Source organism: Bradyrhizobium sp. USDA 4504 (genome assembly GCF_054063995.1).
The window spans coordinates 1,887,880-1,907,126 of the sequence record NZ_JBSSGV010000001.1 but is presented as its reverse complement, the minus strand read 5'-3'; the positions used below and the strand labels follow the sequence as shown (position 1 = coordinate 1,907,126).

General features: G+C 63.3%; 16 protein-coding genes and 2 pseudogenes. 14 read left to right on the top strand and 4 right to left on the bottom strand.

Features of this window, described 5'->3' with window-relative positions; genetic code table 11:
- Window positions 1-7 precede the first annotated feature (7 nt).
- The 9 genes and pseudogenes from ACVMB1_RS08250 (at window position 8) to ACVMB1_RS08210 (ending at window position 7,193) form a co-directional block, all read left to right on the top strand.
- Window positions 8-682, top strand: coding sequence for an SDR family NAD(P)-dependent oxidoreductase (locus ACVMB1_RS08250; protein ID WP_456848451.1), 675 nt, complete (start codon window positions 8-10; stop codon window positions 680-682).
- Window positions 683-894: 212 nt separating this feature from the next.
- Window positions 895-1,158 carry a hypothetical protein gene (locus ACVMB1_RS08245; RefSeq protein ID WP_316398780.1) on the top strand — a complete coding sequence of 88 codons (264 nt, stop codon included), beginning with the start codon at window positions 895-897 and terminating at the stop codon, window positions 1,156-1,158.
- A 97-nt stretch (window positions 1,159-1,255) separates the two neighbouring features.
- A complete protein-coding gene (locus ACVMB1_RS08240) occupies window positions 1,256-1,558 on the top strand; it encodes a hypothetical protein (RefSeq protein ID WP_456848448.1) in 303 nt (100 codons plus the stop codon).
- A gap of 112 nt (window positions 1,559-1,670) precedes the next feature.
- The gene (locus ACVMB1_RS08235) at window positions 1,671-2,888 is read left to right on the top strand and encodes an NAD(P)/FAD-dependent oxidoreductase (RefSeq protein WP_456848447.1); all 1,218 of its coding nucleotides are present in this window, start codon (window positions 1,671-1,673) and stop codon (window positions 2,886-2,888) included.
- A 76-nt stretch (window positions 2,889-2,964) separates the two neighbouring features.
- Window positions 2,965-3,898: pseudogene (locus ACVMB1_RS08230) on the top strand (MBL fold metallo-hydrolase).
- Window positions 3,899-3,968: 70 nt separating this feature from the next.
- Window positions 3,969-4,760: an acetoacetate decarboxylase gene (locus ACVMB1_RS08225; protein WP_456848445.1), complete on the top strand. Its 792-nt coding sequence runs from the start codon at window positions 3,969-3,971 to the stop codon at window positions 4,758-4,760.
- A gap of 29 nt (window positions 4,761-4,789) precedes the next feature.
- Window positions 4,790-5,966, top strand: a pseudogene (locus tag ACVMB1_RS08220) (DUF3734 domain-containing protein).
- Window positions 5,967-5,993: 27 nt separating this feature from the next.
- The gene (locus tag ACVMB1_RS08215; protein ID WP_456848443.1) at window positions 5,994-6,398 is read left to right on the top strand and encodes a hypothetical protein; all 405 of its coding nucleotides are present in this window, start codon (window positions 5,994-5,996) and stop codon (window positions 6,396-6,398) included.
- Window positions 6,399-6,410: 12 nt separating this feature from the next.
- A complete protein-coding gene (locus ACVMB1_RS08210) occupies window positions 6,411-7,193 on the top strand; it encodes a 3-hydroxybutyrate dehydrogenase (RefSeq protein WP_456848441.1) in 783 nt (260 codons plus the stop codon).
- A gap of 404 nt (window positions 7,194-7,597) precedes the next feature.
- Here ACVMB1_RS08210 and ACVMB1_RS08205 read toward each other — a convergent pair whose 3' ends face one another.
- Window positions 7,598-9,274, bottom strand: a complete 1,677-nt coding sequence (locus ACVMB1_RS08205; RefSeq protein WP_456848439.1) for a winged helix-turn-helix domain-containing tetratricopeptide repeat protein — start codon at window positions 9,272-9,274, stop codon at window positions 7,598-7,600.
- 223 nt (window positions 9,275-9,497) lie between these two features.
- Between ACVMB1_RS08205 and ACVMB1_RS08200 the strand changes: the two genes are divergently transcribed.
- Window positions 9,498-10,445 carry a helix-turn-helix domain-containing protein gene (locus tag ACVMB1_RS08200; protein WP_456848437.1) on the top strand — a complete coding sequence of 316 codons (948 nt, stop codon included), beginning with the start codon at window positions 9,498-9,500 and terminating at the stop codon, window positions 10,443-10,445.
- 390 nt (window positions 10,446-10,835) lie between these two features.
- Window positions 10,836-12,575: a ubiquinone-dependent pyruvate dehydrogenase gene (gene poxB, locus ACVMB1_RS08195; protein WP_456848435.1), complete on the top strand. Its 1,740-nt coding sequence runs from the start codon at window positions 10,836-10,838 to the stop codon at window positions 12,573-12,575.
- Window positions 12,576-13,089: 514 nt separating this feature from the next.
- On the opposite strand, the gene ACVMB1_RS08190 is transcribed toward poxB, so the two are convergent.
- Both ACVMB1_RS08190 and ACVMB1_RS08185 read right to left on the bottom strand, forming a co-directional pair.
- On the bottom strand, window positions 13,090-14,088 hold the full coding sequence (locus ACVMB1_RS08190; RefSeq protein ID WP_456848433.1) for a helix-turn-helix domain-containing protein: 999 nt from the start codon (window positions 14,086-14,088) through the stop codon (window positions 13,090-13,092).
- A 167-nt stretch (window positions 14,089-14,255) separates the two neighbouring features.
- Window positions 14,256-14,858: a glutathione S-transferase gene (locus ACVMB1_RS08185; RefSeq protein WP_456848431.1), complete on the bottom strand. Its 603-nt coding sequence runs from the start codon at window positions 14,856-14,858 to the stop codon at window positions 14,256-14,258.
- A gap of 122 nt (window positions 14,859-14,980) precedes the next feature.
- On the opposite strand from ACVMB1_RS08185, the gene ACVMB1_RS08180 reads away from it, so the two are divergent.
- From ACVMB1_RS08180 to istB, 3 genes are all read left to right on the top strand, one after another.
- Entirely contained in the window at window positions 14,981-15,649 is a 669-nt protein-coding gene (locus ACVMB1_RS08180; RefSeq protein WP_456848429.1) for a LysR family transcriptional regulator, read from the top strand.
- A gap of 198 nt (window positions 15,650-15,847) precedes the next feature.
- Window positions 15,848-17,386, top strand: coding sequence for an IS21 family transposase (gene istA, locus ACVMB1_RS08175; RefSeq protein WP_083715045.1), 1,539 nt, complete (start codon window positions 15,848-15,850; stop codon window positions 17,384-17,386).
- A gap of 11 nt (window positions 17,387-17,397) precedes the next feature.
- Window positions 17,398-18,141: an IS21-like element helper ATPase IstB gene (gene istB, locus ACVMB1_RS08170; RefSeq protein ID WP_076828398.1), complete on the top strand. Its 744-nt coding sequence runs from the start codon at window positions 17,398-17,400 to the stop codon at window positions 18,139-18,141.
- A gap of 247 nt (window positions 18,142-18,388) precedes the next feature.
- On the opposite strand, the gene ACVMB1_RS08165 is transcribed toward istB, so the two are convergent.
- Window positions 18,389-19,147 carry a competence protein CoiA family protein gene (locus ACVMB1_RS08165; RefSeq protein ID WP_456849888.1) on the bottom strand — a complete coding sequence of 253 codons (759 nt, stop codon included), beginning with the start codon at window positions 19,145-19,147 and terminating at the stop codon, window positions 18,389-18,391.
- Window positions 19,148-19,247 lie beyond the last annotated feature (100 nt).

Genomic DNA, 19,247 nt, shown 5'->3' with positions numbered 1-19,247 from the left:
AGAGGCAATGAAGACATTTCTTAGCATCGGCGCGGGCCCGGGGATGGGTTTCGCGACCGCCGAACGGTTCGCCAAAGAAGGTTTCCAGGTGGTTTTGGCCGCCCGCAGTCTCGCCAGGACCAAAGAGCTGGCCGAGAGATTGACAAGAAAAGGATACAAGGCGGACGCACGACGGATAGACTCAAGCGATCCGAATGGCATCGCGGAGCTGGTCGCTGAAGTTCAGAAACAGCGCGGCTCGATCGACGTCCTGCACTACAACGCCGCATCCGCGCGCAGGGCGGCTCTGTCTGAACAGCCTCGCGATAGCTTCAACGAGGATCTCGCCGTGAACATCGGAGGAGCGCTCGTGGCAGCGCAGGCTGTCGCTCCGATGATGGAAGAGCAAGGATCGGGTGCGATCCTGTTGACGGGAGGCGGCTTCGCACTCGCTCCCAGCGCGGACTTTCTTTCGATCAGCATCGGCAAGGCCGGCATTCGCGCCCTGGCCCACGCACTTTTCGAGCCGCTCCGGGACAAGGGAATTCACGTCGCGACGGTGACCGTCTGCACCCTCGTGTCTCCGGAATCGAAGGAGGCCTCGGCGGTGGCCGAGCAGTTCTGGCATCTCTACAGCCAGCCCAAGGACTCCTGGACCGTCGAAACCAGCTACGCCCCTGCGGCACATGAAAATGCTGCGTGATACGGACGAGACGTCCTCCTAACGCAGCCGCACTGGGGCCGTTCCTCGCCGGCCACATTCGTCACAGGAGGTGACCGCAATCCCGAGCGATTGCCGCACCCGCATGAGTTGGCAGCAATCGCTCTACAGGTAGGGCAATCGCTCTGGGGCGACCGCAGCTCAGATACGCTAGATCATCGCAATGCCCACATCCAACCGGATGGAGAAGAAAGATGATCCGCAAGAGCACCGTCGATTCCCGTGCGATCGCACTGCATTTTTCGAACTGGTCCACAATTTCCGTCTTCGCCAGCAAGACGGCCGAGACCGTATCCGACTTCGCCGTCGTGGTGCGCAACCTGGTCATGGACATTCGCGACAGCTACCGGCCCGAGCTGCACTACATGCGCGGCCCCGGCCCCAAGTGGCGCGCCAAACATCAGCCCTGGCTGGCGTTCGACGCTGTCCCGAGCGACCGGCGCAAACGCGTTCACTAGCAGCAATCGCGCGACAGGTACGGCCATCCCTCTGGGGCAGCGCTACGCGGGGCGGACTAGACCATCACCGTCCAACGAACGCCATTGGAGATCGACGATGATCCGGAAAACCTTCGTCAACCAGCTTGCAATCACATCGCGCCGGCGCGGCCTTGCCAAAGCGGTCGTGTACGGACTTTCGCTGTCCGTGCGCTTCACCTCGGCAACCGGCGAAGAGGTGGAGATCCCGGTGCAATCCCTGCAGAGAACCTATACCGCGATCTCCATCACGACTCGGGACCGCCCTTGGCTGCCCTACCAGGATTGGGTTCTGGGCTCGGCTCAGCCCGTCGTTCTTCGACAAGGCTGGTCGCTGAAGTCTCCGATGTCCGCGCGCTCGCCGGAGTGCCTCCCCCCATAACGGGCTGACGCCCTCGTTTAACGCCTTCGCGTCGTCGTCGATCGCCGCCCTTGGTGAAGGGTGGCGGCGGTAGCGCGCGGACTTTCGGAAGTCCAAACCAAGGAGCAAAGACATGAGATTAGTCATCATCGGCGCCGGCTTCGCCGGCATGTACGCCGCCCTCTCCGCCGCCCGCCTGCGCGACATCCGGGGCGTTTCGCCGGAAGAGCTCGAGATCGCGCTGGTTTCGCCGGAACCGACGCTCGTCGTGCGCCCCCGGCTGTACGAGCCGAAGCCCGAGACCCTGACGGCGCCGCTGCTCGATGTCCTCAACGCCATCGACGTCAACTACGTGCAGGGCAGCGCCGAGACGATCGACACCAAGTCCCGCTCGGTGCAGATCGCAACTGGCAAAGGACCCCGGAAGACGCTGTCCTACGACCGCTTGGTCGTAGCCACCGGCAGCAAACTGTTCCGTCCGAAGATTCCGGGCCTCGCCGAGCACGGGTTTGCCGTCGACTCGCTCGATGACGCGGTGGCGCTCGACAAGCACCTGAAAGGCCTCGCCAAGCGGCGGGCTGTGAACGGCCGCGACACCGTCGTCGTGGCCGGCGGCGGTTTCACAGGCATCGAGGCCGCAACCGAAATGCCGGCGCGGCTGCGCGAGATCTTCGGCAAAGGGGCCAAGCCGCGCGTCATCATCGTCGACCGCAATCCTGCGATCGCCCCCGACATGGGCGAAGGGCCCCGCCCCGTCATCGAGGACGCCTTGCGCAAGCTCGGCGTGGAAACCCGGCTCGGCGCCGGAGTCGCCTCGCTCGATGAGTCCGGCGTCACGCTCTCCAGCGGCGAGCACATCGAAAGCGAGACCGTGATCTGGGCAGCCGGTATTCGCGCCGCGCCCTTGACCCAGCAGATCCCCGCCGAACGCGACAATTTCGGCCGGCTGCTGGTCGACCGCGATCTGCGCGTGCCGGGAGTGAACGGCGTCTTCGCCACCGGCGACGCCGCGCGCGCCGCCTGCGACGGCGACGGCAATTACGCGCTGATGTCCTGCCAGCACGCCACGCGGATGGGCGCGTTCGCAGGCAACAACGCTGCCGCGGAGCTGCTGGGGGTACCGACCAAACGCTACCACCAGGAGGGTTACGTGACCTGCCTGGACCTTGGCGAGGCCGGTGCGCTCTTCACGACTGGCTGGGAACGCAAGGTGGCCATGGTTGGCGACGTAGCCAAGAAGACCAAGCAGGAGATCAACACCGTTTGGATTTATCCGCCGAAGGCCCAGCGCGCCGCCGCGCTCGCCTCGGCGGATCCGGAGCGTGTGACCGACGTGACTGGCTTCCTCTAGACCCCTTCACGCGAAACGGGTCGCGCTCCGTGCTGGCTGCGCGGCCTGCTCCAGTGAAACCAGCCAGCAGCCATACATGAAACGGGAGACGAACATGAACCTGCACATGACTTCACCCTCCGCTGGACCAAAGGTCGACGAGTTGGTCCCGTCGCGCTACGCGCTGACGATCGGCAACATCGAGGTGATGGTGGTCAGCGACGGCGTGCTGCTATTGCCGGGTGCGATGCTGGCCCACAAACGCCGAACCGGCGGTGCGAGCGGCCTGGCTGAAGGAGAATTTCCTGCCGCCGGACGCGTTCGATTGGGCGCTGAACGTGGTCGTGGTGAAGAGTGGCGGCCGGACCATCCTCGTCGACGCCGGGATGGGGACGGAGTTTCCGGACCTGGAGAAGGCCGGGCACGTGATCCCTCGGCTCGAGGCAGCCGGTGTCGAGCTCACGTCCGTGACCGATGTGGTGCTGACGCACATGCACATGGACCACATCGGCGGACTACTCATGGACTGTGTGAAGGAGGCGCTGCGTCCTGACCTTCGCATCCACGTGGCGGCTGCCGAGGTCAAGTTCTGGGAGGATCCCGATTTCTCCAAGGTCGCCATGCCGGACGGATTTCCGGACGCGCTTCGCAAGACGGCCAAGAAGTTCGCGGCTGAGTATCGCGACCAGTTGCGGACGTTCGAGGATGAGTGCGAGGTCGCCCCTGGCGTGCTCGTCACGCGTACAGGCGGCCACACGCCGGGGCACAGCATCGTTCGCGTGACGTCCGGCGGCGAGCAACTGACATTCGCCGGCGACCTTGTCTTCACGGTCGGGTTCGAGCACCCCGACTGGTTCAACGGCTTCGAGCACGACCCCGAGGAAGCGGTTCGCGTTCGTATCAAGCTGTTGCGGGAAGTGGCTGAAACCGGCGGTCTGCTGGTGGCCACGCACATGCCGTTCCCATCCATCGGACATGTGGCGGTTGCGCGCAATGCTTTCCGCTGGGTGCCGGCCGTCTGGGACTACTGACCGCTATCGGGCCGCGCTTCGACGGCGGGGCGCGGCCCTTTCACCTGGATCAATCTGGAGCTCGACGACGATGAAACTTGAGACCGTGCGCGCGAGCGCGTTCGCCATGCCGCTGACGAACCCGGCCTTTCCGCCCGGCCCCTACCGGTTCGTCAACCGCGAATACTTCATCATCCAATACCGCACCGATCCGGAGGCATTGCGCCGCATCGTGCCCGAGCCGCTGGAAGTGACCGAGCCGGTGGTGAACTACGAATTCATCCGGATGCCCGACTCCACCGGGTTCGGCGACTACACCGAAAGCGGCCAGGTCATCCCCGTGTCGTTTCGCGGCCAGGCAGGCGGCTTCGTCCACCAGATGTTCCTCAACGATCATCCACCGATCGCCGGCGGGCGCGAGTTGTGGGGTTTTCCCAAGAAGCTGGCGCAGCCGAAGCTCGCCGTCGAGATCGACACGCTGGTCGGCACGCTGAACTACGGCTCGGTGCGCATCGCCACCGGCACCATGGGCTACAAGCATCGCGCCCTCGATATCGAGGCCGAAGCGAAGAAACTCGCTGCGCCGAATTTCCTGCTCAAGATCATCCCGCATGTCGACGGCACCGCGCGCATCTGCGAGCTGGTCCGCTATCACTGCGAGGATATCGCCGTGAAGGGCGCGTGGACGGGGCCGGCTGCGCTCGACCTCTACTCGCATGCGCTTGCGCCCGTCGCCGAGCTGCCGGTGCTGCAGGTGCTGTCGGCCAAGCACGTCGTTGCCGATCTTACGCTCGGGCTCGGCACCGTGGTCCACGACTATCTGCCGGCCGTGCGGCGACGCGGAGCGACTCCCGAAGCCCCCATCGAAGCCAGAGCCGATTGAACCGTCATCACCATCCAAGGAGCCCTGCAATGTTGAACGTGATGCGCGAACAGACCCATCCGGTAGCGCAGCAGACCCGGTCGCTGCCCTACGACGTCGTGGCGTTGGTCCTGCAGGGCGGCGGCGCGCTCGGCGCCTATCAGGCCGGCGTCTATGAGGGCTTGCATGAGGCCGGGATCCGGCCGAACTGGCTGGCCGGCATTTCGATCGGCGCACTCAACGCTGCCATCATCGCCGGCGCCCCGGAAGAAGAGCGCGTGGAACGGCTGCGCGAGTTTTGGGAGATCATCTGCGCCCAGTCGATCGAATGGCCGGCGGGAGAAGGACTGGCCAATGCCCTGCCTTTTGCCTTCGACATACACTCGATCCGCAATGCGCTGGCGGCGATGCGGGCCCTGGTTCAGGGTCAGCCCGGCTTCTTCCGGCCGCGCTTCCCTTCCCCGCTTTTCTCGCCGTTCTCGGGCGATGCGGCGACCAGCTTCTACGACACCGCGCCCCTGCACCGGACGCTGGAGAGGCTCGTCGATTTCGACCGGCTGAATTCCGGCGAGGTGCGCGTCAGCGTCGGCGCGGTCAACGTCCGCACCGGCAACCTGACGTATTTCGACACCGCCGAACGCCGGCTCTGCCCGAAACACTTCATGGCCTCGGGCGCCCTGCCGCCTGGGTTTCCTGCCGTCGAGATCGAAGGCGAGCACTACTGGGATGGCGGGGTGGTCTCCAACACACCCTTGTCACGCGTGCTGTCCGGCGAGCCGCGCGACACTCTGACCTTCCAGATCGACCTTTGGTCGGCCAGAGGCCGCGTTCCCTACGACATGATGGAGGTGTCGAGCCGTCAGAAGGACATTCAATATTCGAGCTCGCACGCGCGCCGTCACCGACCAGGCGCTGCGCATGCAGAAAATGCGTCAGACCCTGCAGCGGGTGATCGAGCGACTGCCCGAGGCCGCAAAGAGGGATCCGGAAATCCGCGCGATCGCGGATATGGCCCGCCATCGCTCCCACAACATCATCCACCTGATCTACCAGACCAAGCTCCACGAAGGTCATTCGAGGGACTACGAATTCGGACTGAGCGCGATGCGCGCCCACTGGCAGAGCGGGTTGGAAGACATCCGCCGCACGCTTGCGAACGGACGGCGCCTCGATCCGCCCCCGCCCGAGCTCGGCATCGTCACCCACGACATCCATCGCCGCGATTGATCGTCGCCCTTTGATCAGGAGAACACCATGCCGACCCTCTCCGACGCTCCCGAGCAGAACGTCACGACGGAGCTTCGTCTACCGCCGGGGCGATCTGCGCCGGCACGTTCCGGCGCCGCCTCATGGACGATCATCCTGGTGCTCGTCCTGCTCCTGGTGGCCACCGATTTCGTCGCCTACGTCAGCTGGACGCTTGCTGACGGGATCGAGGTTTCGGCAGCCGGCTACGTCGCCATGGCTGCCGGCGTGCTGTTCTCGCTCGTCGTCGGATGCGGGCTCACGGCCCTCATCTTCTGCAGCAGTCGGAACGGGTACGACAAACCTCCCGTGCTGATCAGCTCGGACGCGACTCAGAAGCGAACGAATCGACCGACGATTGAATTGCAGGCCATTCGGACGGACCGCAAGCGTCCACCGCAAGATCGACGTTGAAAGGAGGCCGCCATGTTGAAGGGCAAAGTAGCCGTCGTCACCGGATCGACCAGTGGCATCGGACTTGGAATCGCCAGGGAGCTCGCCAGGCTCGGTGCCGACATCGTGCTCAACGGTTTCGGCGACGCGGATGAGATCGAAAACATCCGCAGCGGCATGGAGCGCGATCACGGCGTCCGCTGCATCTACGATGGCGCCGACATGTCGAAGGGCGAGGCCGTGCGCGGATTGATCCACGCGACGGTCGAAAAATTCGGACGTCTCGACATCCTCGTCAACAATGCCGGCATCCAGTTTACCGCACCGGTTGATGAATTCCCGGCCGCCAAGTGGCAGGCCATCCTTGATATCAATCTGTCGGCGGCATTCCATGGCATCTCGGCCGCCGTGCCGCAGATGAAGCAGCAGCGTTGGGGGCGTGTCGTCAACATCGCCTCTGCGCACGGCCTCGTCGCCTCGACCCACAAAGCTGCCTACGTGGCCGCCAAGCACGGCCTCGTCGGCCTCACCAAGGTGGTCGGCCTCGAGACCGCCGGAAGCGGCGTGACCTGCAACACGGTCTGCCCCGGCTGGGTGCGAACGCCCCTGGTCGAGAAGCAGATCAGCGACATCGCCACGCAGCGGGGCATCAGTCAGAAGCAAGCCACCGAGGAGCTTCTCGCGGAGAAGCAACCGTCCCTTGATTTCGCATCTCCCGAGCAACTCGGCGGCACTGTCGCCTTCCTGTGCTCGGCCGCAGCAGACCAGATCACCGGCACGGCGATTTCCGTCGATGGAGGTTGGACCGCGCGATAGGCGCGAGTGAACCGGCACGGGCTTCAAACATAGCGGGACCTGCCCACGCAGCAGCATTCCAGCGTGAAGATGCGCTTCGCGCTTCTCTCCCGACAATAGCCCTTTTTTGGAAACTCATGATGAACGTGGATCCATCAAGATGTTGATAACCATCCTCGCAATGGTCAGCACAAGTATCTTCGCGGCGCATGCTATCGACGCCTTGCAAACAAGCCACCCCGCGGAGGAACCCGACTTCTCGAAAGCGGACTTGCCGCGGCGCTAACAGACGCCAGTTGGCTCACACGGCTTGACGTTAGCCACGACATGAGGCGCGCCTCACCTCACGGCCGAGTCTGAAGAAACGGCAACCCGAGCGCATCCGCTCGGGGCCATTGGCGGCGCGAGCATCTTGGCTGGGATGATCATTCGGGCAACCCCGCTTGCCGCAGCCCTTCTTCATATCGCGCGACGTCCTTGGCGCGTCGATAAGGGCCAAGGACGTCTTTGAGATTGGAAAGACGTAGCGTTGGACTGAGTTCTCGCAGCCGAGCCACTGCCTTGCGTGCCTGCTCTTGGCGGCCGGCCAATGCGTTGCTGGCGGCGGTGATACGTAATCCCGGTCGGTAGTCCGGGCTGCACTGCAATGCCATTTCCGCCCACGATGCCGCTTCGTCATAACGGTCCGAAAAAAAATGTGCGTACGCGGTCCCGGCCCGCATGCCCATCAGCCACGGATCGAGTGGGCTCAGACGAATGGCGCGTGCGAAGCGCTCGATCGCCGCTTCCGGCTCGCCGAGCCAGATTTTTATCCATCCGCCGAAATTCCATCCTTCGCCCAGGTTGGAATTGAGCGCCAGCGCGCGGTCGACCAAGCCGGCACCTACTCCGAGCTCCCCAACGACAAACGCCAACGCATTCCCGCCGGCGGAGAGCGCAATGGGGTCATTCTTGCCCAACTCGACGGCCCGCTGAGTGAGCGTCTTTACTTCTGCAATTGCATTCGCCGTGTCCGTGATCCAGCCGTTGATTTTGGCGATGAGGTAGCAAGAGGCTGCACGACCGTAGGCGGTCGCAAATTCCGGGTCGAGCTCGATTGCCCGTTTGAAAAGACGCAATGCCTCCTCGTTCGCTTGCCGGTTGCCAAACTGATGGAGACCGGCCAGACCGCGCAAATAGATGGCGTAGGCATCGAGACTGGCGATCGGCTTGCGTTTGGCGCGCTCGATCTCAGCCTTTTCCACCGCGGGCGCGATCGCCCCGACAACGCTCTCGGTCACCCGGTCCTGCAACTCGAAGATGTCGCCGAGCTCGCCATCGAACCGATCGGCCCAAATATGCGCTCCAGTGGCGGCATCGACGAGTTGTCCCGTGATGCGCACCCGGTTTGCCACCTTGCGAACGCTCCCTTCCAACACGTAACGCACCCCGAGCTCTCGCCCCACCTGCTTAACGTCGACGGCGCGGGCCTTGTAGGTGAAGCTGGAGTTCCGGGCGATGACGAATGGCTCCTTGAAACGGGACAGCGCCGTGATGATGTCTTCGGCCATTCCATCGGCAAAGTATTCCTGTTCGACATCGCCCGACATGTTCTGAAACGGAAGCACCGCAATGGAAGGCTTGTCCGGCAGCGGAGGCGGGCTCTCTGCCGCGGCAGCAAAAAATGGCGCAGCCTCTCGCGCTCCAGTAGGCGCATCGACCTCAAAGGCCCTGATTGTCTCCTGGATGTTCTCTACACGTGGGACGCCAACGTCCGCACCCGGGTCCATGACCGAGGCTCGCGCCGACAATTCTTCCTCAGTGATCTGACCAACAAACCGGAGGCCTCTGCGAGAAACCGTCCGGATCAGACGTTGCTCTTTGCCGGTGTCCCCAACTGCCTTGCGCACGGCATTGACGTGGCTGGTCAGCGTGGATTCGGACACGATCCGTCCGTCCCACACCGCCTTCAAAAGATCGTCCCTTGTCACGACCTGTTCGCGGTTTTCAACCAGGAAGAGCAGCAGGTCGAACACCTTCGGTCCAACGGGGACGAGTTCGGAGCCTCGCCTGAGCTCGCGCCGCCCGGCATCCAGGCGATAATCTTCAAACAGAAACGGCACTTGTGATCCTTCTTGGACAAGAAGCCAAGGAAAACTCAATCGCAATTCGGGCCGGCTACAAGGTCTTTTCCGCTGAAAACTGTACACATTTTCATATCCTTCGGGAACAAGGGTTCTGCCCGCCCTGCACCCGACGCGCACTGACGTGCGCATCCCCCCTACGAACCCAGCCAGGCCAGGTCACGGCCACAACCTGCATTCCCGCTGAGGCGAGCATACGTTCATGAACAAGCACATCTCGCGCGATGCCTTGGAGGACGCGTCAGGTGCGCCTGAGGCGTGCCAAGTCACTCCGGCCCATGTCGAGCGACCTCACCCTAGTGCAGAAATGGCGCGGGTGGTCGGGACCACCCCACTTCACATGGCTTTGGATTCCTGCGGCGCCGGCATCGCCCATTGGAAGCATGACCCGCTGCACGACGTCGTCGCGCCCATGAGCCATCACGTGATCATGGCGTACAACGGCACGGTGCAGCGCATAGTGCGGCGGACGGGAAGCGCGGTCGCTATCGGTACGCTTCGCCCCGGAGCCGTGATCATCATTCCCGAAGGATCGAGCTCTCGGTGGGACATTCCGAAGCCTGTCGACGTCGTCCAACTCTATCTTCCGCACACCACGCTCGAGCGGGTTGCAGGTGAGCTCGACAGCACCACCTCAACCGATCTCCTGGAGCGGACGGCACAGCCCGATCCCATTACATCTCGATTGCTCCTGACAGCGGCCGGTGCCATGGACGGCAACGGCCTGGATACCCTTTTCAGGCATCAGCTGATGGACCTCGTGACCACGCGCCTGCTGGCTGCGCATGTCGGTGTGCCGACCACGTTCCAGCCGACGCTGGGCGGCCTCTCACCGATAGTGTTGCGCCGCGCCATCGAGCGCCTGCGTTCGGATAACGATGCGGACGTATCGCTCGCGGCGCTCGCTTCTGATGCCGGTCTTTCGCGATTTCACTTCTGCCGCGCCTTCAAGGAAAGCACCGGGCTCTCCCCGCATGCTTGGCGACGCCAGCAACGGCTGGAGGAAGCTAAAAATATGCTACGCGACACCGACGCGTCGGTGCTCTCAATCGCGGTCGCGCTCGGCTATTCTTCCCAAACCGCGTTCGCCGCGGCGTTCAGGAAGCTAACGGGCGATACCCCGAGCAATTGGCGACGGCGTGCGCGTTAGCGCGCCGCCTATGGCACCTGCAGGCCTGAATGTCAGGTGCTTTCCGGTCCGCAGCGCCACCTTCGTGCGCCCACCCCGCAGACTCACGAGGTAGGAATGCAAGAGCATGCCTGCTGGCGCTGAGAAGGCGCGGATGACTTGCGTAGTTGACACCCGGCGGCGTGCGCAAGTCTGGCCGCGAACTCGGTTGCAAATTAGGAGAAAGCCGCTGGCGGGAATGTAGCTTCATTCTCAGTCGTCATCCTCGTGTTTTCAGCAACTCCTGACAAAACAGCGGCAACCGAAGAAAAGCCACTGTCCGATGCATCGGTATCCTGAGCGCTCCGAGAAAGGACCCGTGCTGACAGCCTTTTGGCCGAACGCGGCTTGCTCAACATTCGAGGACGCGCCATGCCTGCCAAAACCGTTGCTGACCAATTCGTTGAGACGCTGGCGGCGGCCGGCATTAAGCGCATCTACGGCGTGGTTGGGGACAGTCTCAACGGCTTGACGGATGCGATCCGGCGTCATGGCGGGATCGACTGGGTCCACGTTCGTCACGAGGAGGTCGCCGCTTTCGCCGCGGGCGCCGAGGCCCATCTGACGGGCGAGCTCGCAGTCTGCGCCGGAAGCTGCGGGCCGGGTAATCTGCACCTCATTAATGGTCTGTTCGATTGTCATCGATCCCGCGTTCCTGTACTCGCAATCGCTGCGCATATTCCCTCCGCCGAGATCGGCAGCGGCTATTTTCAGGAAACCCACCCGGAGAACCTGTTCAAGGAATGCAGCCACTATTGCGAGCTCGTGTCAGGAGCAGATCAGATGCCGCGAGCGTTGCAGGTCGCGATCAAGGAAGCAGTCGGCAAGCGAGGCGCGTCGGTGCTTGTCATTCCTGGCAACGTCGCGCTGCAGGCGGCTATGACTGCACCAGCCCCAAAAGCCGATAGCTTGCTGCCGCCGATGCCGGTCGTAACGCCGGCAACCGACGACCTCGAAAAGCTTGCTAGACTGCTCAATGGCACGAGCCGCGTGACCGTCCTCTGCGGCTCCGGCTGCGCGGGAGCGCATGACGAACTTCTAGCCCTGGGCGAACGGCTCCAGGCGCCCATGGTGCACGCCCTGCGGGGGAAGGAACATGTCGAATGGGAAAACCCATACGACGTGGGCATGACGGGTTTGATCGGCTTTTCCTCCGGCTATTACGCCATGCGCGACTGCGACCTCTTGCTCATGCTCGGGACCGATTTTCCCTATCGGCAATTCTATCCGGACAACCGCGATGCCCGTATCGTGCAGGTCGATTTGAGGCCGGAGAATATCGGCCGCCGTGCCACTGTCGATCTCGGTGTGGTGGGTGATGTCCGGGCGACGCTTGCGGCATTGCTTCCCTTGCTCAAGACAAAAGCCGACGGCACACATCTGGCACAGGCGCAGCGCCACTACACCAAGGCGCGCAAGGCGCTGGACGAGCTTGCCGTGGCCATGCCGGGCAAGGCACTGATTCATCCACAACAGGTCGCAAAGACGATCAACGACCAGGCTGCAGATGACGCGGTGTTCACCTGCGACGTCGGCCTGCCAACGGTTTGGGCTGCCCGCTACCTGGCGATGAACGGAAAGCGCCGTCTGCTCGGCTCGTTCTGGCACGGCTCCATGGCCAATGCCATGGCGCAGGCCGTGGGGGCGCAGGCCGCCTATCCCGGCCGCCAGGTAATCTCGCTCTCGGGTGATGGCGGCTTCACCATGCTGATGGGCGATCTTCTCACCCTTGCCCAACAAAGGCTGCCCGTAAAGGTCGTCGTGTTCAACAATGGTGCCCTGGGCTTCATCGAGCTGGAGCAGAAGTCGACGGGAATTCTCAACTACGGCACCGAGCTCAAGAATCCGAATTTCGCAGCGATGGCCGAAGCCGCGGGCATACGCGGCATCCGCCTCGAGCATTCATCCGACGTCACGGAAGGAATTGCTGCGGCGCTCGCGCACGACGGTCCAGTGCTGATCGATGCGGTCGTGAACCGGAGCGAACTCGCCATGCCGCCCTCGGTCACACTGGAAATGGCCAAGGGTTTCACCATGTACATGATCAAGGCCGTGATCAGCGGCCGCGGCGACGAGTTGATCGACCTGGCCAAAACGAACCTCTGGAGATGAGGAGGCCAGCATCTTCAGCTCAAGCAACGGTCATGTACATTACTGGCGAACGGATGCCGGCGCGCACATATCCTCCTCGCATGCGGCCTACGACCTGCTGCTTGCAAGTTTCTCGAAGTATTTAGAAACTGGGTGGTGTGGATTGGCAGAGAGTAACGGTTCCTTTAGACGGCGCTTCCTGCGTTTATTCGTTCCGGCCGAGACAAAGGGTCCTGCACCTGTCATGGCGCATTTCAACGGTTTGGACGGACTGAAGGAGTTTCTTTTTCTCTTGGGCTTTCCAAACGCTCTTGCCAGGCGCGGGGTCTCGGCGTTGGTGGTTGATAAACCGGGAGTTGGCGAACCGTTGCGCAAACATGGCTTGCATATTTTTGCCGAAGTCGAGGTGCCTGCAAGCGCGTGTATCGATTTATCTCGAAACGTGCCCGGAAGGTCCAATCACTCATAAAAACTGAATCATCAAATACCAGGTCACAATGCCGACCGCGCTGACCCGGCCGCCTCGCGCCCGCGATCACGCCAGAATCGGAAGAGCCCGACTGATATCGTCCACCGACGGGTCGCGTTCCCACGATCCAAGCCCCCGACGATACTGGCCGGGCGCCAGACCGGTCGCCTGCCGGAACGCGCGTGAAAAATTGGCTTGGCTGGAAAAGCCGAGTGCCAGTGCAATCTCGACCAAGGGGAGATCACCTTCGATCAGCAGGAGTTTCGCGCGCTCGAGGCGCTTGGTACTCACATAGCGATGGGGAGATTGTCCGACGGCCTGCTTGAAGGCGCGGGCAAAGTGGTAGCGGCTCAGAGCCGCCGTTGATGCCATGCGATCAAGAGTGAGATCGCCTTCGAGGTTTGCTTCGATATAATCCAGCACGCGGAAGAGCCTGCGGCGATCGAGCCCTTCTCTCGCTAAGCGGGTAACAAAGGAGGCAGTTGGCGTACAGATGTGTTTTTGAATCAGCCTGGCGGCCATGCTGCTTGCCAGTGACTCGACCAGCAGCGTGCCTGCAGAGGTTTCGGCCTGCAGTTCCGACGCGATGGCCCGCGCCATCTCGCCTAGTAGCGGATCTTCGAAGGCGCTCTGATATCTCCGGAAGCCGAGCACCGACTCATCGACGTCGATACCGAGCTTGCTCGGGGAGAACTGGCTCGAGGGAAGATGGATATGCATGATTTCCGGCAGATCGTTGGCGATGTCGACGGAGCCGTCCCGCCAACCCGCTGGAGTTAGCCAAACGGTGCCGGCGCGGGTGACCTTTTTATCCACGATCCCGGAAGCACGCCGCGTGATGAGCGACCCATTACCACGGATATCGATACAAATCTCGGTATCGGATTGCGTGCCTTGCCAGGGAATTACGCTTTTGCCATGAGTGCGCACCTCGGCCGACAGGCCAGACCAGCCTCGATTCATCGAAGACAACAATAACTTCGTCGGACCGCGACTCTGCCAACGGTCGCCGTGAGGCTGTGGTTCTACGCTCGCGCCGGCTGGCTGCTCTCGTCGAATCTCCATGATGCCCTCCCGAGGGTTGGACGTTGCTATCTTCTGAACCAGGCTTTTCGAAATTTGCCGCGATGCGACGAAACTCGAGAGGATCCTCCCAGATCATCGAAGGGCGTTCGGTGGATCGTCCCGAACCGAAGTCGCCGTCACGCGGTGATCAGGCGTCGGCGCACCGCTCATGCCCGAGGGATCGTCGCGATATAGGAAGGACGCTTGGCGAAGCCCGCATGCCAAGCTGCCAGGCCGGGATGGGTCTCGCGCCAGTCCCAGTCGGCGAAGCGCGAGTCCAGATAGCCGAGGGCGCAAGCGGCGCTGATTGTGCCGATGGTTACAGGCCCCTCGAGCTCCGCCGCCTCCGCCTCCATACGGTCGAGCGCATTCCGGATCTTGGTCGTCTGGCGCTCGATCCAGGCTTCGCTGCGTCCAGACTCCTGGCGCAGGTTCAGCTCGTAGCGGATCAGGAGCGCGGCATCCAACAGTCCATCGGCCAGGGCTTGCCAGCGCAGCGCGCGCCAGCGGGCCTCGCCCGCGGCGGGCAGCAGGTTCGGTCCGTCATGCCGCGAGTCGAGATACTCGCAGATTACAGGGCTGTCGTAGAGCGGGCCGAAATCGGCCTCCAGCACCGGGATCTTGCGCACCGGGTTGTACGCCGACAGACCGTTTGCCGGGTCCTCGGTGTTAATGAGGACCAGCTCGATCCGGTCCTGCTGGCCGGTCTCGATGGCGACGATCCGGGCCTTGCGGGAGAAGGGCGAGAACGGATTGTAAAACATTTTCATAGTCGTCTCCAGGTTGAGGAAATCAATCAGGACCAGTCCCGGAGAGATCATTCATTCGTGGTGCATTCGGTAGGTGATTGTGCCTACTATCATCCATAAGCAGCCCTTTGAGATCGGTGGCGATGGATCGTTTCATCACGATGGCAACCTTTGTGCGGGTGGCGGAGCTCGGCAGCCTGTCGGCGGCAGCGCGAGAGCTGGGGCTGACCCAGCCTGCGGTCAGCCAGCAGGTGGCAGCGCTGGAGCGGCGGCTGGGCGTGCGCCTCCTGAACCGCAGCACCCGCCGCCTTGCGCTGACCGAGGCCGGTGAGCGCTACCACATCCAGGCCCGCCGAATCCTCGAGGCGGTGACCGAGGTCGAGGACGGGGTGACCGAGGCGGCGGGCACGCTGAGCGGCATCCTGCGGGTGCATGCGCCGGTCGGGTTCGGCCAGGCGCATGTGGCGCCGATCTTGATCGGCTTCCAGCGGCTTCACCCGAAGCTGGCGGTCGAGCTGATCACCGACGACCGATACGCCGATCTCATCGGCGAGGCTGTCGACGTGGCCATCCGTCTCGGCACGCTCGCTTCCCCCGGGCTGGTGGCGCGGCGTCTGGCGATGCTACGGCGGATTTTGGTAGCTTCTCCGGAGTACGTCGCCGTCGAGGGATGCCCGCAAACGCCGGAAGATCTGGCGCGCCACCCGCATGTGCGCTTCAGCTGGTCGGCGGCGGGGGACGTCCTGTCGCTGAATGGCCCGGACGGGCCGCTGGAGGTGCGCGTGCGATCGCGCTTCCTCGCCAACTGCTGATTCCGCTCGATGTCGCCCACCATTCCGGAATGATCTCGCCCACCGTTCCGATTTGATGTCGCCCACCATTCCGAGATGATCTCGCCCACCATTCCGGGATGATGTCGCCCCGGGGTGACGAGGCCTCTTCTGGCTCCGATACGGTCCCGCCTTTCGGCTTTGCGAAGGGGGACCTGGATGCCGACGGAGAGGTTTGCGATGCGCCATGTGCGCGATGTGATCAGATTGAAGTCGGCCGGGATGCCGACCCGCGAGATTGCGCGGCGGGTGGGGACAGCCCCTTCGACGGTGCGGTTGACGATCCACCGGTTCGAGGCAGCGGGGCTGACCTGGCCATTGCCCGACGACATCACCGACGCTGCGCTGGAAGCCCGGCTGTTCGCCAGCGCGGGAGCCGGTCCCGGCACCCGGCGGGGCCATCGCCGGCAGGCCGAGCCGGACTGGGCGGCGGTACACCGCGAACTCCGGCGCAAGCATGTGACGCTGTCGATCCTGTGGGACGAGTACATCGCGGGCGAACCCGGCGGGTATCGTTATTCGCGGTTCTGCGAGCTCTACCGCGCCTGGGAAGGCCGCCTGTCGGTGACGATGCGCCAGTCGCATACGGCCGGCGACAAGCTGTTCGTCGACTATGCCGGCGACGGCGTGCCGGTGGTAATCGACCGGTTCACCGGCGAGCGACGCGCCGCGCAGATCTTCGTCGCGGTGCTCGGCGCATCGAGCTTCACCTACGCGCAGGCGACTTGGACGCAGGGGCTCGCCGACTGGATCAGCGGCCACGTCGGCGCCTTCGAGGCGATCGGCGGCGTGCCGGCGCTGCTGGTGCCGGACAATACCAAGGTCGCAGTGATCAAGGCCTGCCTCTACGACCCGCAGATCAACCGCAGCTACGCCGACATGGCGGCGCATTACGGCACCGCCATTCTGCCGGCCAGGCCGCGACGGCCACGGGACAAGGCGAAGGTCGAACAGGCGGTCCTCATGGTCGAGCGCTGGCTGCTCGGGCGGCTGCGCCACCGCACCTTCCACAGCCTCGCCGAGGTCAACGCAGCGATCACCGAGCTAATGACCCGGCTCAACGAGGAGCGGCCGATCCGGCGGCTCGGCGTGACCCGCCGCAAGCTATTGGAGGAGATCGACCGGCCGGCGCTCAAGGACTTGCCGGAGAGCCCCTACGTGTTCGCCGAGTGGCGGATCTGCCGGGTCAGCATCGACTATCACGTCGAGGTCGAGGCGCATTACTACAGCGTCCCGCATCGCTTCGTCCGCGCCGAGGTCGAGGTGCGCTTCACCGCCCGCACCGTCGAGATTTTCCACAAGGGCGAGCGGATCGCCGCGCATCAGCGCATGAGCGGCAACCACAAGCACACCACCGTGCCGGAACACATGGCGTCCAGTCATCGGCGCTACGCCGGCTGGACCATCGAGCGCATTCGCAAGGAGGCCGCCACGATCGGGCCGGCCACCGCGGCGCTGTGCGACCTGATCCTCGATGAGCGGGCGCACCCGGAGCAGGGCTTCCGCGCTTGCCTCGGCATCATCCGGCTCGGCCAATCCTACGGGCAAGAGCGGCTCGATGCTGCCGCCATGCGGGCGATCGACATCGGCGCGCGCACCTACGGCTCGGTCAAATCGATCCTTGCCAACAACCTCGATCGGCGTCCTTCACCCAAGCGCCCCGCGGACAACGCGCCGGTCCTTCATCCCAACATCCGCGGGCCACGCTACTACAACTAGGAGATCACGCCTTGCTCACGCATCCGACCCTCGATCAACTCCACGCGCTCGGCCTTCATGGCATGGCCAAGGCCTTTGCCGACATCGAAGCCGGCGGCGATGCCGCAAGCCTCGGCCATGCCGAATGGCTCGCGCTGCTGCTCGAACGCGAAGCCTCGCTGCGACGCGACAAGCGGCTATCGAAGCGGCTGCAATACGCCAAGCTGCGCCAACAGGCTTGCGTCGAGGACATCGACTATCGCACCCCGCGCGGCCTCGACCGCAGCCTCCTGACGATGCTGGTCGAAGGCCAATGGATCGACGATCACGCCAACCTGCTGATCTGCGGGCCCTCCGGCGTCGGCAAGAGCTGGCTCGCCTCGGCGCTCGGCAACAAGGCCTGCCGCGACAATCGCTCCGTGCTCTACCAGCGTGTCCCGCGGCTGTTCACCGACCTCGCTTTGGCGCGCGGCGACGGCCGCCACCCGCGGCTCCTGCGGGCGCTCGGCCGCATCGATCTGCTCATCCTCGACGACTGGGGCCTCGAGCCGCTCGACGCCGCAGCCCGCCACGACCTCCTCGAGATCCTCGAGGACCGCTACGGCCGCCGCTCCACCACCGTCACCAGCCAGCTCCCCGTCGATCAATGGCACGCGCTGATCGGCGATCCCACCTACGCCGATGCCGTCCTCGACCGCCTGGTCCACAACGCCCACCGGATCGATCTCAACGGCGAGAGCCTGCGGCGAACCCGCAAACCCGATCGAAAGGCCTGAGCCAGTGGCGCTGTGGACATGCCGCTGCGCTTGGACAACGCAAAGAGCGTTGCCCACATGCCCACAGCAGACCAACAGCAGACGAAGAAGGGCCTCAAGCCGCGATTCAAGGTTGACCCCGCGGCTTCACCGATGCCAGAAACCAAACAGCCAGAACGCCTCGCGCCCCGGGCGACATCAAATCGGAATGGTGGGCGAGATCATCTCGGAATCCTGGGCGAGATCAAATCGGTACACCCGGGCGAGATCATCGGAATCCGCAGTCACAGCTATAACAGCCGTTGCTCATGAATCTTCGCTCTTGCGTTTGACTGTATCGCGACTTGATCATGCCAACGCGAGACCCACCGGGTATATGTTTCACACACAAGGCCAATAGGTCCGGAAAATTTGTTAGGCTGGGGACCTTAAATTCGCACCGATGCGGACCAACAAGCAATTCGATGAAGGTGACGATGCGCGTTCGTGCCCGACAGTTTGGCTTGTAACAGTCGAGCACGCCTGAATGAATGCGAACGGTTGTTCTCGCTCCCAGAGGAATTCCGTATCGAAGCCGTTTTGCAAATGCGGCATCCAAAAACTCGTTGAGGGGCATTGCTTGGTCGGGCAGCCGAGCCTCAAATCCCGTAGCGATGTCTCCACTGACGCAAGCGGCGGGCAAGTCCTTGGAGTTGCGAAATCCGGGGCGCCGAAACAGCCAAAGGCATCGAATGCCCGACTGCCGGTAGCGCTCCTGGCGATATAGGGTTTCCTCGTCCGTTTGACCCGACCATTGGATTTCAATGGCGATCTTGTTTAGTCCTTTCAGCGCCAGCACATCAGCAGTCCATGCCTCGCCTGATGGCGACGAGCCGCGTGCCTCTGTTGAGCAAGTCCATCCTGCTCGGCGAGCCGCCGCTGCCGCCAGCGCTTTCAGGACTAGATGTTCTTCGGTCTCTGGCGCACTCTGACAAGGTCCGCGCGACTTGTGGGCGAAAAAGTTGAGCCCCCGAGCGGATGTCTTCATGATTACTGAGGCATCACAGCAGGGCATTCGCAATAGCCTTGAACGGCTGTTATCCAGCCGCAACGCGGACCACTCTGCGTCGGTCAGGTCGAAAGACTGA